This window comes from Variovorax sp. Sphag1AA, from assembly GCF_014192575.1.
In the GTDB taxonomy this organism is placed as follows: domain Bacteria; phylum Pseudomonadota; class Gammaproteobacteria; order Burkholderiales; family Burkholderiaceae_C; genus Variovorax.
In genome coordinates this window covers 497207-510949 of record NZ_JACHYC010000003.1, presented here as the reverse complement: position 1 = coordinate 510949, position 13743 = coordinate 497207, and the positions used below count along the sequence as shown (strand labels likewise).

13 protein-coding genes and 1 pseudogene are annotated in these 13743 nt (G+C 64.6%); 9 read left to right on the top strand and 5 right to left on the bottom strand.

Features of this window, described 5'->3' with window-relative positions; translation table 11 throughout:
* Position 1: 1 nt before the first annotated feature.
* Together FHW64_RS14250 and acs are read right to left on the bottom strand one after the other, a co-directional pair.
* On the bottom strand, positions 2-1519 hold the full coding sequence (locus FHW64_RS14250) for a DASS family sodium-coupled anion symporter (RefSeq protein ID WP_409350623.1): 1518 nt from the start codon (positions 1517-1519) through the stop codon (positions 2-4).
* An 88-nt stretch (positions 1520-1607) separates the two neighbouring features.
* Entirely contained in the window at positions 1608-3599 is a 1992-nt protein-coding gene (gene acs, locus FHW64_RS14245) for an acetate--CoA ligase (RefSeq protein ID WP_184527186.1), read from the bottom strand.
* Between the two features lie 149 nt (positions 3600-3748).
* Between acs and FHW64_RS14240 the strand changes: the two genes are divergently transcribed.
* The 7 genes from FHW64_RS14240 (at position 3749) to FHW64_RS14210 (ending at position 10449) form a co-directional block, all read left to right on the top strand.
* Positions 3749-5734 carry a PAS-domain containing protein gene (locus FHW64_RS14240; RefSeq protein WP_184527184.1) on the top strand — a complete coding sequence of 662 codons (1986 nt, stop codon included), beginning with the start codon at positions 3749-3751 and terminating at the stop codon, positions 5732-5734.
* The gene (locus FHW64_RS14235; RefSeq protein WP_184527182.1) at positions 5731-6498 is read left to right on the top strand and encodes a response regulator transcription factor; all 768 of its coding nucleotides are present in this window, start codon (positions 5731-5733) and stop codon (positions 6496-6498) included. The genes FHW64_RS14240 and FHW64_RS14235 overlap by 4 nt, the downstream gene beginning before the upstream one ends.
* Positions 6499-6608: 110 nt before the next feature.
* Positions 6609-6983 carry a hypothetical protein gene (locus tag FHW64_RS14230; RefSeq protein ID WP_184527180.1) on the top strand — a complete coding sequence of 125 codons (375 nt, stop codon included), beginning with the start codon at positions 6609-6611 and terminating at the stop codon, positions 6981-6983.
* Between the two features lie 24 nt (positions 6984-7007).
* On the top strand, positions 7008-8042 hold the full coding sequence (locus FHW64_RS14225) for an XVIPCD domain-containing protein (RefSeq protein ID WP_184527178.1): 1035 nt from the start codon (positions 7008-7010) through the stop codon (positions 8040-8042).
* A gap of 87 nt (positions 8043-8129) precedes the next feature.
* Positions 8130-8459 (top strand): XRE family transcriptional regulator, encoded by a 330-nt coding sequence (locus FHW64_RS14220; RefSeq protein ID WP_184527176.1) that lies wholly within the window; start codon positions 8130-8132, stop codon positions 8457-8459.
* Positions 8452-9693 (top strand): type II toxin-antitoxin system HipA family toxin, encoded by a 1242-nt coding sequence (locus tag FHW64_RS14215; RefSeq protein ID WP_184527174.1) that lies wholly within the window; start codon positions 8452-8454, stop codon positions 9691-9693. Before FHW64_RS14220 ends, FHW64_RS14215 begins: the two co-directional genes overlap by 8 nt.
* Before the next feature lie 6 nt (positions 9694-9699).
* Positions 9700-10449, top strand: a complete 750-nt coding sequence (locus FHW64_RS14210; protein ID WP_184527172.1) for a metallophosphoesterase — start codon at positions 9700-9702, stop codon at positions 10447-10449.
* Between the two features lie 21 nt (positions 10450-10470).
* On the opposite strand, the gene FHW64_RS14205 is transcribed toward FHW64_RS14210, so the two are convergent.
* Entirely contained in the window at positions 10471-10977 is a 507-nt protein-coding gene (locus FHW64_RS14205; RefSeq protein ID WP_184527170.1) for a Crp/Fnr family transcriptional regulator, read from the bottom strand.
* Positions 10978-11101: 124 nt separating this feature from the next.
* Here FHW64_RS14205 and FHW64_RS14200 point away from each other — a divergent pair, with 124 nt between their 5' ends.
* Together FHW64_RS14200 and FHW64_RS14195 are read left to right on the top strand one after the other, a co-directional pair.
* Positions 11102-11410, top strand: a complete 309-nt coding sequence (locus FHW64_RS14200) for a DUF485 domain-containing protein (RefSeq protein ID WP_184527168.1) — start codon at positions 11102-11104, stop codon at positions 11408-11410.
* A complete protein-coding gene (locus FHW64_RS14195; protein ID WP_184527166.1) occupies positions 11407-13140 on the top strand; it encodes a cation acetate symporter in 1734 nt (577 codons plus the stop codon). Before FHW64_RS14200 ends, FHW64_RS14195 begins: the two co-directional genes overlap by 4 nt.
* Here the strand turns inward: FHW64_RS14195 and FHW64_RS34435 are convergent.
* Both FHW64_RS34435 and FHW64_RS14190 read right to left on the bottom strand, forming a co-directional pair.
* A pseudogene (locus tag FHW64_RS34435) lies at positions 13141-13212 on the bottom strand (3'-5' exonuclease); the annotation flags it as partial.
* A 39-nt stretch (positions 13213-13251) separates the two neighbouring features.
* Positions 13252-13467, bottom strand: a complete 216-nt coding sequence (locus FHW64_RS14190; RefSeq protein ID WP_184527164.1) for a YSIRK-type signal peptide-containing protein — start codon at positions 13465-13467, stop codon at positions 13252-13254.
* Positions 13468-13743 lie beyond the last annotated feature (276 nt).

The following is a 13743-nucleotide window of genomic DNA, read 5'->3' as shown; positions in this document are numbered from 1 at the left end:
GTCAGGTCCAACCCAGCCAACGCCAATACGTGACCGCGAACAGCAGCATCAGCAGGTATCCGATCACGGTGACCGGGACGCCCACCTTCGCGAACTGCTTGCCGTTGAAGGTCTCGGTGCCGAGGCACACCATGTTCTGTGGCGCGTTGATCGGCAGGATGAAGCCAAAGCTCACCGTGAAGCCGAGCAGCATCGTCATGCCGACCTTGTGGATGTCGCCAGGCAGCGTCTGCAGCACCGAGATCAGGATCGGCAGCAGCGCCGCAGTGAGCGCGGTCGCGCTCGCGAAGCCGAGGTGGATCAGGATCAGGAAAGCCGCGAGGATCGCGAACACCATCACCGACCCCTGTGTCGCAAGCCCCGAATGCGCGACCACGAAGCGGCCCAGCCACTGGCCAGCCTGCGTGGACAACAGCGCCGTGCCCAGGCTGATGCCGACGCCGAAGACGATCAGCGTGCCCCACGGGATGCGGCCCTGCAGCGTCTTCCAGTCCATCACGCCGACACGCGGCAGCATCAGGATCACGAGCCCGACGTAGGTGATCGACGCCGTATCGATGTCATGCAGCTTGCCTTCCGTGGCCCAGAAGAGCAGCAGGCCGATCGACACTGCCGCGAGCCGCTTCTGCGGCCCGGTCATCGGGCCGAGCGAGGCCAGTTCGCGCTGCACCGCTTCCTTTCCGCCGGCAATCGATTCCGATTCGGGCGGCAGCAGCCAGCGCACGACGAAGTACAGGACGATCGACATCACCACTGCCCAAGGCGCGCCGGCGACCAGCCACTGGATCCAGCTCACACGCTCGCCGAGCAGCTTGTCCATGAAACCGACGGTCAGCAGGTTCTGCGCTGCGGCGGTCTGGATGCCGACGTTCCACACGCTGGTGGCCTGCGCAACCATGATCATGATGCCGGCCGCGATGTTGGAGCGCTTGTCGACGCCGAAGGCCGTGATCACGCCCATCATGATCGGCACCACGCAGGCGCTGCGCGCGGTGGCGCTCGGCACCACGAGCGACAGCACGATGGTCACGACGATGCTGCCGATCAGGATGCGTCGGGTGGTCGTGCCGATGGTGGACAGCGTGACCAGCGCGATACGCCGGTCCAGCCCCGTGATGGTCATTGCGGCCGCGATGCACAGCGCCGCACCGACCAGCGCCAATGCGGTGCTAGAAAAGCCCGCGAGCGCCATGCCCAGCGCCGCACCGGTGCCGTAGGTTGTCGATGGCGCGTCCACCTTCGGCGCGAGGCCGATCAGGGCGGCCATCAGCGAGGTGATCATGATCGCGCTGGCTTCGTAGCTCACCGCCTCGCTGATCCAGACGATCACTGCGAAGACGAGGATCGCCAGCATGCGATGGCCTGCGACGGGCAGGCCCTCTGGCTGCGGCAGAGCCAGCACCGCGATCATGGCGATCGCCGCGATGTAGAGGCCCCACGGGATCGGTTTGCGCGCGGCGGGCTTGGCGGCTGGTTCGGCCCCAGAGCCGGCTGCGCGGACCGGCTCGTTCGTGCTGATGCTCACGGATGCTCCCTTCGCTGGGTGCTTCGGCAGAAGCGTCGGGCGCAAGCGTAGCAGTCGATGCCCATCAGGGCCAATCCCGCACTCAGTATGTTTTGTCGAGCTGTTCCAGGATCGCGGGGTTCTCCAACGTCGAGATGTCCTGCGTGATCGACTGGCCCGCCGCCACGCTGCGCAGCAGGCGCCGCATGATCTTCCCGCTGCGCGTCTTGGGCAGGTTGTCGCCGAAGCGGATGTCCTTGGGCTTGGCGATCGGGCCGATCTCCTTGGCGACCCACTCGCGCAGTTCGGCGGCGATCTTCTTCGCTTCATCGCCTTGCGGCCGGTTGCGCTTGAGCACCACGAAGGCGCAGATCGCCTCGCCGGTGGTGTCGTCGGGCCGGCCCACCACGGCGGCCTCGGCCACGAGGTCGGTCTTGGCGACCAGCGCGGACTCGATCTCCATCGTGCCCATGCGGTGGCCGCTGACGTTCAGCACATCGTCGATGCGGCCGGTGATCGTGAAGTAGCCCGTCTTCGCGTCGCGTATCGCGCCGTCGCCCGCAAGGTAGTAGCGGCCCTGGAATTCGTCGGGGAAGTAACTTTTCCTGAACCGGTCCGGGTCGTTCCAGATGGTGCGGATCATCGACGGCCACGGCCGCTTGACGACCAGCATGCCGCCTTCGCCCCATGGCATTTCCTGGCCGGTCTCGTCGACCACCGCGGCGGCGATGCCCGGGAAGGGCAGCGTGCAGGAACCCGGCACCAGCGGCGTGACGCCCGGCAGCGGCGTGATCATGTGGCCACCCGTCTCAGTCTGCCAAAAGGTGTCGACAATCGGACACCGACGGCCGCCAACGTGCTCGTGATACCACTCCCAGGCGGCAGGATTGATCGGCTCGCCCACCGACCCGAGGATGCGCAGGCTCGACAGGTCGTAACGCGACGGATGCACTGCCGGGTTGCCATCCGCAGCCTTGATGAGCGATCGGATCGCGGTCGGCGCGGTATAGAACACCGTCACATGGTGATCCTGGATCATCTTCCAGAAGCGGCCGGCGTCGGGGTAGGTCGGCACGCCTTCGAACACCACTTGCGTCGCGCCGAGCGCCAGCGGCCCGTAGGTGATGTAGGTGTGGCCGGTGACCCAGCCGATGTCGGCGGTGCACCAGAAGACGTCTTCGGGCCGAAGGTCGAAGGTCCAGTGGCAGGTCAGCGCCGCATGCAGCAGGTAGCCGCCCGTCGAGTGCTGCACGCCCTTGGGCTTGCCGGTCGATCCGGAGGTGTAGAGCAGGAAGAGCGGGTGCTCGGCATCGACCCACTCAGGCTCGCAGCTCGGGCTTTGCGCGGCAACCAGGTCGGCCAGCCACAGGTCGCGCGGCGCCTGGAAGGGCACCGCCCCGCCGGTACGGCGCGCCACCAGCACGTTGCGCACGCTGTCGCAGCCGCCGAGCATCAGCGCTTCGTCGACGATCGCCTTCAGCGGCAGGTGCTTGCCGCCGCGCGCCTGCTGGTCGGCCGTGATGACCAGCACCGCGCCGGTGTCGGCGATGCGGTCGCGCAGCGCCTGCGCCGAGAAGCCGCCGAACACCACCGAGTGAATCGCGCCGATGCGTGCGCAGGCCTGCATCGCCACCACGCCGTCGATCGACATCGCGATGTAGATGACGACACGGTCGCCCTTCTTCACGCCGAGTGACTTCAGCGCGTTGGCAGTGCGGCAGACGCGCTCCAGCAGGTCGCTGTAGCTCACGTGCGTGACCTGGCCGTCGTCCGCCTCGAAGATGAGCGCGGTCTTGCTGCCCAGGCCGCGCTCGACATTGCGGTCCAGGCAGTTGTAAGAAGCGTTGAGCGTGCCGTCGCCGAACCAGCGGAAGAAAGGCGCCTGGCTGCTGTCCAGCACCTGCGTGAAGGGCTGCTTCCAATCCAGGTACTCACGTGCGAGACGGGCCCAGTAGGCCTCGTGGTCCGCATCGGCCTCGGCCACCAGCCGGTCGTAGGCTTCCCGGCCGGACACATGGGCGCTCCGGACGAGGGCTTCGTCGGGCGCGTACAGAGCGGGGGCAGCGGAAGAGGGCGTTGTCGTCGCGAGGGTCATGTCGGCTCCTGAAGGTTCGTTCGACTTCGGGCAGGCCTCTTTGCGCGGGGTTTGACGCGTGTCATGCTTGCCGTCGGTCTTGTGCTCAAGAATTCGAGAAAGGGTGGCCGAAGGATCGCCCATGAACTTTTCAGGAGACACACAAGAACATGACGAATGTTTGCAGCCCTGAAGAGGTGGTGGCAGCGGCTCCGGCGCCGCTGGAGCGCTATCTCACCCTGCAGACCGGTCTCGACCTGCTCGACCAGGGCCTGTCGATCTTCGACCGCGACCTGCGGCTGGTGGCCTGGAACAAGGCCTACGTCCGCCTGCTCGACTTCCCGGAAGAGATGGCCTACCTGGGCGCGCCGTTCGAGAGCTTCATCGGCTACAACGCCCGCCGCGGCGAATACGGCCCCGGCGACCCCGATGCGCTGGTGGCCGAGCGCGTCGCTGCCGCGCGCACCTTCAAGCCGCACGAGATCGAGCGCGTGCGGCCCGATGGCCGCGTGCTGCGCATCCGTGGCGAGCCGGTGCCGGGGCATGGCTTCGTCACCCTGTATCTGGACGTGACCGAGCAGCGCCGCGCGGAACACATCATTCGCGAGCACAACGCCGAACTCGAAGCGCGGGTCGCGGCGCGCACCGGCGAGCTCCAGCGCAGTGAAGAGCGAGTGCGGCTCATCATGGATTCGATCCCCGCGCTGGTGGCGTACTTCGACCGCCGCCGCGTCTATGCCTACCTCAACCGGGGGTACCGCGACTGGTTCCTGGTCGACACCGCGCGGCCCGAATGCGCCAGTGCCAAGCAGTTCCTGGGCGAGTCGGTGTATGCGGTGGTCAAGCCGCACGTGCTGCGGGCGCTGGCGGGCGAGACGCGCAGCTTCGAGTACGAGCTTTTCACGCACGAAGGCCAGCGGCGCGCGGTGCGGACATCGCTGGTTCCCGACCATGGGCCTGATGGCAGCGTGGCCGGCTGCTTCGAACTCACCTTCGACATCACGGAGGAGAAACGCTCGCAGGCCCTGCTCGCACGTGCGCACAAGCTCGAATCGCTGGGGCATCTGACGGGCGGCCTCGCGCACGACTTCAACAACATCCTGACCGTGGTGATCGGCAACCTTGCCGCCCTGGCCGACGAACGGCCGGGCGACCCCGCGTTGCCCGAGTACGTGGAGCCTGCGCTCGAAGCCGCTCGGCGCGGCGCGGATCTCGTGCGCGGGCTCCTGAGCTTTGCGCGCAGGCAGCCGCTGCAGGCGGCGGCGGTGCATGTGGGCGCGCTGGTCGAGACGGTGGCGCGTCTCGTGCGCCGGTCACTGCCCGAGACCTTGCGCCTCGAAGTGGACGTGGGCGACGCGCCGTTGTGGACGTGGATCGACGCCACGCTGCTGGAACAGGCGCTGCTCAACCTCGTGCTGAATGCGCGCGATGCGAGCGGCGCTGACGGATGCATCTCGCTGCGCGCACGGGCGGCGCATATCGACGCGACAGTCGCCGCACCGCTGCAATTGTCGGAAGGCGACTGCGTGCGCATCGAGGTGGAGGACCACGGCAGCGGCATGGACGAATACACGCTGGCGCATCTGTTCGAGCCCTTCTTCACCACCAAGGCACCCGGCCGCGGGACCGGGCTCGGCATGGCGGTGGTCTATGGCTTCATCAAGCAGTCCGGCGGTGCGATCGATGTGCGCAGCGCGCCGGGGCGCGGCACCACGGTGACCGTCTGGTTGCCCGCTGCGGAGCCGCCTGCGCCCGAAGCGGGCACCGATGAGGCCGGCGGGGCCCTTCATCGCGCCGCCGACCGTGGCCTTGCGCTGCTGGTGGACGACGACGCGCAGGTGCGGCGCGCCATCCGGCGCAGCCTGCTAGAACTCGGCTATGTGGTGCTCGAAGCCGACAGTGGCCCCGAAGCCCTGAAGCTGCTCGCCAACACGCCGGGCATCACGCTCCTGCTGTCGGATGTGGTGCTGGGTGGCGAGATCGACGGAAGCGCTGTCGCGCAGGCGGCGCGCATGCAGGGGCAGGCCGGCGCTGTGGTCCTCATGAGCGGCAATGCGCCCGGCGACCTGCCGAGGCTGCCGGGCATTCCACTGCTGACCAAACCCTTCACTTCGGAACAACTTGCCCGGGCCATCGAGGAGGGATCGTCGCCATGAGTGAAAGAGAGCAGCAAGCCGGCACCGGCACGGTGCATCGCGCCGGAGGAGAGGACGCGGGCACGCCTGCACTGGTCTATGTCATCGAGGACGATCCCGGCGTCGCGCGACTCGTCATCTCGGCCCTGCGGGAATTCGGCTTCAACTGCGAGACCTTCGGCAGCGGCGCGGCGGCACTCCGGCGGCTGCAGGTCGAGAAGCCCGACCTCTGCATCATCGATCTCGGCCTGCCGGACATGGACGGCTTCGACCTCATGCGCCGCATCACCGCGACCTCGAACGCGGGCGTGCTGATCCTGACCGGACGCGGGCACCCCGCGGACCGTGTGATGGGATTGGAGATGGGTGGCGACGACTACGTGGTGAAGCCCTTCGAGGCGCGCGAACTCGTCGCGCGCGTGCGCAGCATCCTGCGGCGGCGCGGCCTTTCACCAGGGCAATCGCCGGGCAAGCGACGCTACGCGAGCTTTCTTGGCTGGCGTGTCGATTGCGCGGCCAACTTGCTGCGCGCACCCGATGGTGCCGAACATCAGGTGGGCACCGCCGAGATGCAGGTGCTACGCGCCTTCATCGAACGCCCTCACCAGATCCTCACCCGCGAGCAACTCACCGGCTCGCGTGACCTTGCGCCGACGGACCGGAGCATCGATGTGCGCATCTCGCGGCTGCGGCGGAAGCTGGAGCCCGATCCGCATGATCCGGCGGTGATCAAGACGGTGTATGGGGCGGGGTATTTGTTTGCGGCGGATGTGAGTTGGGAGTGAGTGCGGCGCGAATTTTCGGGCGCTTATTGAGAACGGCATCGGTGAATCGGCCTTTTCGAATTCAAAGGCCATTGCTAGCATCCCGCGGTTCGCACAATAAATACGCCACGATGCAAAACCTTTTTCGCGTTCTCGCGATCTCTTTGATGCTCCTTTTTTTCCAAATTGCGGCGCTCGCGAAACCTATTTCATTTAACTCTGCCAGCCAAATAAAAGGCAAGATTGTCGGGCCGATTTCCTCGGGGCAGGTCGAAGACGGAAATCAAATAACGGCCTATTGCCTTCAAGTCGAACGCACGCTCTCGCTGAACGATCCGAATAGCTCTTGTGGCCCTCAAGAAGTCGATAGTTTGCCCATCCTGGCGGAAGGAGTGGGCCAGTACAAAGGCCAAAAAGTCAGAATGACCGTATCGATTCGCTGCATCGAATCAAAGCTTGGCGGCTACGCGATCGAGCGCGTTCATGCCATCAGGACAGTCCGGTAGCTCTCCTTCTCGAACAAACTCCTCATGTCGAAAGAAAGCGAGACCATTGATCATCTGATCGTGGCCGAGGAAACCAGGCGCATCTACCGAATGGCGGATGACTCCACCGAAACCCGTGACGGCGGGACGGTGGCGTGGCGCAACAACAATCCGGGCAATTTGAAGTTCGAGTACGCCACAAGCGCCGACGCGACTGTTCAATCAAAGCGAACCAAAGATGAAGCCTTGAAGGCGGCTCAATCCAATTACGACGGAGTCGTCGCGCTCGACCAATGGGGCAATGCCGTGTTTGCGACCGAAGAAGCCGGTCGCGCCGCGCAGGCGGCCTTGCTGACCCGCATACATGGCAGCCGCACAATCGAGCAAACGCCGCCGCTTTATGCGGTTAGCGATTATTCGGGAAAATCCAACGTTCAGGCTTATGTCAAGTCGATTTATACGGTGGGTGACGCGCAAGGCGTTGACTTGCGCAAGAAGAAGATTGGCGAAATGAGCGCAACTGAAATTTCGGCCTTGCAAGACGGCATGCGCAAAGTCGAAGGTTTCAAGGTAGGTGAGGTCGCGATATCACCCCCATCTTTTCGCTGGCATGAAGAAAAATCATTGCAAAGGATGCATGCGCAGGGATTGGGTCCTCACACCCCAGCGGCATCATCGATCGCCGAAGCCGGTCATTCCGGCAATGCGCTGTATCGGCAAGCTTTGATCGGCCTAGAGAAGTACGACATCGAGCACAGCATCAAGCTGCCGCCGGAACAGGCCCGGAATGTCGCGGCCGCATTGGCTGTCGAGGCTCAAAAATCTGGCTTCAAGCAGATCGACCACGTGGCGGCGGGCACCGACGGGCGGAATATCTTTGCCGTGCACGGAACCCCGGGCACGGCACGCTCCAAAGTGATTGGTGTGGAAACTGTGCCTGCAATGGCCATGTCCATTGCGGAAAGCTCCAAGGCCTTTGATCAGGCACACCGGGCGCAGCAGGCAACACAGAGGATCGCTCCGCCGGAAGTCCAGCCAGCTCAGAGCAACCCGGTGCAGCAGCCGGGAATGGCTCGCTGATGTCCCAGGTGGCTGTACATCTCATCGCGTGCGACTGGAATGCAATTATTGTTTAATGAAAAAAGAAATTTGTGAAATAATAGTTTCATGCCAAGGCGCTCAGAAGCACTCGACAGCCTCCCTTCCGCCGTGACGGGCGCGTTGAGCCGCTTGGGCGCGGACCTCGCGCTGGCACGCAAGCGGCGCAAGCAGTCGCTCAGGAACTGGGCGCTGCGCCTGAATGTCTCGGTGCCCACATTGGTCAAGCTGGAGAAGGGCGACCCGACTGTGTCCGCAGGCGTCTATGCGACAGCGCTCTGGATGATCCAGCGGCACGAAGCGCTCGCCGCGCTGGCGGACCCGCGAAAGGACTTGGCGGCTTTGGAGAGCGAGGTTCAGGCGGCATCGCGTCGCGGAGCGAGGGCAGTAAATGTCTGACAAGCGTTCGTATGAACCGAAGGACGCATTGACGCTCTGGATGCTCGCGGACCCGCGCCATCCTGTGCTGGTTGGCGAGATTTCGCTGGTGCTGGGCGGGCAGGGCGTAGCGCTCCGATACGGGGATGAGTGGCGTGCGGGAGGTTTTTCATTGAGCGAGGACCTGCCACTGGTCGACGAACTCTTCGTTCCGTCTCAGAAGCAGGAAGCTGTCGGTGCCGTCGATGACGCCCGGCCAGACCGTTGGGGCGAGCGCGTCATCCGCAAGTTCGAGCGCTCCAAGAGAATGTCGCTGCTCGAATACCTGCTGTTCGCCGGCGACGATCGCTACGGGGCGCTTGGCGTGAGCCAGCTGCCCGACGTCTACAAGCCGTGGCCCGCATCCCCCATGCCTACGCTTGGCGATCTGCCGGCCATGCAAGACGTGGTGCGCAAGATCATCGCCAACGAGCCCGTGGGAAAGATCGAGGAGCGACTCTTGCGCCCAGGCGTTTCGCTCGGCGGTGCGCGCCCAAAGTCGGTCGTCGATATTGACGGCCATCCATGGCTGGTCAAGTTCGGCGAGGGCGAGGCTGAAGACACTCCGCTGATCGAACACGCGACGATGCTGCTGGCGGCGCGATGCGGCATCGATGTCGCTTCCACGCGGGCGCTTCCTGTCGGTGGCGGGCATGCGGTCGCGGTGCGCCGCTTCGACCGCTTGCCCGGCGTCCGTCTGCACGCGATCTCTGCGCACGTCGCGCTGCGCGCCGTCGGCGAGGAATACGGCTACCCGCAACTCGCCCAGCAGCTGCGCAGGCTTGCGCGGCCGGACGACATCGCGCGTCAACAGTCGCAGCTCTTCCGACGCATGATCTTCAACATCCTCATGGACAACACGGACGACCATGAGAAGAACCATGCACTGCTGCGCGAAGCCGACGGAAGCTGGTCGCTGTCTCCTGCGTTCGACATCGTGCCTAGCATGAGCGGGCTCGGATACCAGGCGATGATGGTCGGCAAAGAGGGGACTGCCTCGACGCTCGACAACGCGCTGTCCAGCATCGGCGCCTTCGGCCTGAAGCTCAGGGAAGCCAAGGCCATCGTGCATGAAGTCGTAGAGGTGGTCAGCGACTGGCAAGGGGCGTTCAGGGCCTGCCAGGTGACCGCCACTGACATGGAAGTGCTCGCGCAGTACCTCGACAACGACCGGCTCGGCGCGCAGAGATCTTCGGGCACGCGACTTGCGCGCTGAAGCGCCGTGCGCATCCTGCTCGTCTCCGACCTTCACTACGCGCTTCCCCAATTCGACTGGGTGGTCCGCGCGGCGCCGCAGTTCGATCTGGTCGTGCTTGCGGGCGATCACATGGATGTCAGCTCGCCGGTCTCTCTCGACACCCAATCGGTGGTGCTGCTTCGCTACTTCACGCTGGCCCGGCCGGGTAAATCGCTGGTGGTCGCATCCGGCAATCACGACCTCACGGGCGCAGACAGGCATGGCGAACGCGCTGCGCTCTGGCTGCCGGAAAGCCGCCGGGCAGGCATCGCCATCGATGGCGATTCGCTCGTGCTCGGCGACACCCTCGTCACCGTCTGCCCGTGGTGGGATGGACCGATCGGCCGCGCCGCGCTCGAAGCGCACCTGGCGGCAGATGCACAGCGCCGCCCCGCGCGCTGGGTGTGGATCTATCACTGGCCACCGTCGGACTCGCCCACTTGCTGGACCGGCAAGCGCCACTATGGGGATGCGGACGTGGCTGGCTGGATCGCGCAATACCAGCCGGAATTCGTGCTGACCGGCCATGTGCATGAGCCGCCGTTCAAGCCCGAGGGCGCTTGGGCGGACCGTGTCGGTGCCAGTTGGGTCTTCAATCCCGGTCGGCAGATCGGGCCGGTTCCCGCCCACATCGTGATCGACCTCGACGCCGGCACCGCGTCATGGAACTCCCTGATGGGCGAGGAAGCGCTCCAGCTTGGTGCGGAACACGCACCGGCGCGGTCGGTCTTCTGAGGTCTTCGGCTTGCGAGCGGATCAATAGTCGGGGTGTGGCTCGCGCGCCGAGCCGGGCTGCGCCGCCGGCCCCTGTCGATGCGCAAGCTGGCCAAGCACATGCGAAACCATCGCGAGGCCCGGCGAATCGCCGTACTGATTCTTCAGGTCGGCGAGATAGGTGGTGACGAAATGCAGCCGTTCGGCCAGGCCCTTCGCGACCAGCCGGATGATTGCCGGATCACTCATGAGAAAGGCGCGCCCGTCGACCGCATGACGCACGACGCAAGGCGTGCTTGCCGCAACCGTGGCGCTGATGGGCGAATCCAGCAGGAGCGAGATCTCGCCGATGGCGGCACCGGGCTTGCTGATCGAGTTGATCACCGTGCCGGCCTTGCTGACCTGCAGCGCGCCCGAGACCAGCACCCACAGCCCGCCGCCGGCTTCGCCCTCCCGCACCACCGTGTCGCCAGGTGCGAGCGCGATCTCGGGCAGGCCCGCGGTGTAGTGCAGCAGTTCGTCCATGCGCGAATGGTAGGCAAGGGTCATGCCGTTGACGAGTGCACCGCAATGCTGCACCGGTGCGACCCAATGTGACGAATGATTGCACCGCCCACCTCGGCGGATGACCGCCTCGCAGAATCGTTTCGAACCCCAATCAGGAGACCGAACGATGAGCGAACCCGTGGTGGAAAAGATCCAGGCCAGCGCCAAGTACCGCGAGTTGCGCAGCAAGCGCAACCGCTTCGGCGTGTGGTTGACCGTGCTGATGCTGCTCGTGTACTACGGCTACATCGCGTTGATCGCCTTCAACAAGCCCTTTCTCGCGCAGCCCATCGGCAGCGGCGTGACGACCATCGGCATTCCGATCGGCCTGGGGGTGATCGTGTTCACCATCGTGATCACGGCCTACTACATCCGCCGCGCCAACAGCGAGTTCGATCGGCTGACGCGCGAAATCATCCAGGAGGCGACGCGATGAACCACCGTGCACTTTCACGCGGCGTCGTTGCACTCGCGCTGGCCGGCGCGGCAGGCGCTGCTGTCGCTGCCGGCGGCGACGTCGGCCAGGTCGCAAAGCAGCCGACCAACTGGATCGCGATCGGCATGTTCTCGGGCTTCGTGCTGCTCACGCTGTGGATCACCAAGTGGGCCGCGTCGCGCACCAAGTCGGCTGCCGATTTCTACACGGCGGGCGGCGGCATCACCGGCTTCCAGAACGGCCTCGCGATCGCGGGCGACTACATGTCGGCGGCCTCTTTCCTCGGCATTTCCGCGGCGGTGATGGCAACCGGCTACGACGGCCTGATCTATTCGATCGGCTTCCTGGTGGGCTGGCCGATCATCACGTTCCTGATGGCCGAGCGGCTGCGCAACCTCGGCAAGTTCACCTTTGCCGATGTCGCGGGCTATCGCTTCAAGCAGGGACCGATCCGCGGCTTCGCGGCGTCGGGCACGCTGGTGGTCGTGGCGTTCTACCTGATCGCGCAGATGGTCGGCGCGGGGCAGCTCATCAAGCTGCTCTTCGGCCTCGACTACTGGGTGGCGGTGGTCATCGTCGGCGCACTGATGATGATCTACGTGCTCTTCGGCGGCATGACGGCAACGACCTGGGTGCAGATCATCAAGGCGGTGCTGCTGCTCGCGGGCGTGACCTTCATGGCCATCATGGTGCTCGCGGCCTTCGGCTTCAGCCCCGAGGCGCTGTTCGCCAAATCGGTGGAAGTGCGCACGCAGATCGCAGCCAACGGCGGCAAGAGCCCGGCGGAAGCCTCAGCTATCGGCCTGTCGATCATGGGCCCCGGCGGCTTCGTGAAGGATCCGATCTCGGCCATCTCCTTCGGCATGGCGCTGATGTTCGGCACCGCCGGCCTGCCGCACATCCTGATGCGCTTCTTTACCGTGCCCGATGCGAAGGAAGCCCGCAAGTCGGTGTTCTGGGCGACCACCTGGATCGGCTACTTCTACCTGCTGATCTTCATCATCGGCTTCGGCGCAATCACGCTGGTGCTGACCAACCCCGAGTTCGCCGATGTCGCGACCGGCAACATCAAGGGCGGCGCGGGCGCTGCCAACATGGCGGCGGTGCTTGTGGCCAAGTCGGTGGGCGGCAACGTGTTCTACGGGTTCATCTCGGCGGTGGCCTTCGCGACGATTCTTGCCGTGGTGGCGGGCCTTACGCTCTCCGGTGCTTCGGCCGTGTCGCACGACGTCTATGCCACGCTCATCAAGAAGGGCCAGGCAGACAGTCGCGCCGAACTCAAGGTCTCGCGCATCACCACGCTCGCACTCGGTGTCGTCGCGGTGCTGCTGGGTATCGCATTCGAGAAGCAGAACATCGCCTTCATGGTGTCGCTGGCCTTCGCGATCGCGGCGTCCGCCAACTTCCCGGTGCTGTTCATGTCGGTGCTGTGGAAGGACTGCACCACGCGCGGTGCGGTCATCGGCGGTTCGCTCGGGCTGGTCTCGTCGGTGGCGCTGACGATCGTGTCGCCTTCGGTCTGGGAAGTGACGCTCGGCAACCCGAAGGGCTCGGCGCTCTTCCCCTACGCATCGCCGGCGCTGTTCTCGATGGTGATCGCCTTCCTCGGCATCTGGATCTTCTCGCTGATGGATCGCAGCAAGCAGGCGCAGAAGGAGAGGGCGGCATTCCCGGCGCAGCAGGTGCGGTCGGAAACCGGGCTGGGGGCGGCGGCAGCGTCAGCGCACTGATCATGCGGCGAGGCTGCGCAGCTTGACGAAGGCCAGCGCAGCCATCACCGCATCGTTGAGCGCATCGTGCGCTCGAGCATCGAGCCGGCGATCTCGGGCAGCACTTCACATTCATTTTCGATAATGGCGGTAGATCGCATGCCAAACGACGATCAGTCCGACCAAGATAGCAGGCATTCCACCTGCCCACGATTCAAGCGACGGCGGAAGAAGCATTTTGAACAAGCTGTCGAGCCAGCAAGTTGTGCGACACATCCGCTCACCGGTCATTACTAGCGTCACGCCAATAAGCACGCTGGCTATGCCAATGCTCAGTTTCACCTTCATGGGCTTTACCGCGCGCAACGCAAAGCGGTTGTGACTATCAATTAGAAGAGCTCATTTCAACTGAATCGGCGCAATAGACATGCAGGATTTCCTCTCTGGAGTTAACAGTGATGTAAGAGGAATGCGGGCAGCGGGTCTTTAGGTGATGGCTTGCAACCTGAAACGCCGCTCGCTTGCCGGGAGAGAATCTATTCATCGAATTTCAAATCCCCTCTTCGAATCCATAACGAATTGAACTCCTCATTGTGACAATGGAGTCCGAATTGCGAAACATTC

Bases quoted from the DNA above. Each gene is read 5' to 3' on its own strand.
- acs (WP_184527186.1), bottom strand. From the start codon at position 3,599: ATGACCCTCGCGACGACAACGCCCTCTTCCGCTGCCCCCGCTCTGTAC.
- FHW64_RS14240 (WP_184527184.1), top strand. From the start codon at position 3,749: ATGACGAATGTTTGCAGCCCTGAAGAGGTGGTGGCAGCGGCTCCGGCG.
- FHW64_RS14235 (WP_184527182.1), top strand. From the start codon at position 5,731: ATGAGTGAAAGAGAGCAGCAAGCCGGCACCGGCACGGTGCATCGCGCC.
- FHW64_RS14230 (WP_184527180.1), top strand. From the start codon at position 6,609: ATGCAAAACCTTTTTCGCGTTCTCGCGATCTCTTTGATGCTCCTTTTT.
- FHW64_RS14225 (WP_184527178.1), top strand. From the start codon at position 7,008: ATGTCGAAAGAAAGCGAGACCATTGATCATCTGATCGTGGCCGAGGAA.
- FHW64_RS14220 (WP_184527176.1), top strand. From the start codon at position 8,130: ATGCCAAGGCGCTCAGAAGCACTCGACAGCCTCCCTTCCGCCGTGACG.
- FHW64_RS14215 (WP_184527174.1), top strand. From the start codon at position 8,452: ATGTCTGACAAGCGTTCGTATGAACCGAAGGACGCATTGACGCTCTGG.
- FHW64_RS14205 (WP_184527170.1), bottom strand. From the start codon at position 10,977: ATGACCCTTGCCTACCATTCGCGCATGGACGAACTGCTGCACTACACC.
- FHW64_RS14200 (WP_184527168.1), top strand. From the start codon at position 11,102: ATGAGCGAACCCGTGGTGGAAAAGATCCAGGCCAGCGCCAAGTACCGC.
- FHW64_RS14195 (WP_184527166.1), top strand. From the start codon at position 11,407: ATGAACCACCGTGCACTTTCACGCGGCGTCGTTGCACTCGCGCTGGCC.
- FHW64_RS14190 (WP_184527164.1), bottom strand. From the start codon at position 13,467: ATGAAGGTGAAACTGAGCATTGGCATAGCCAGCGTGCTTATTGGCGTG.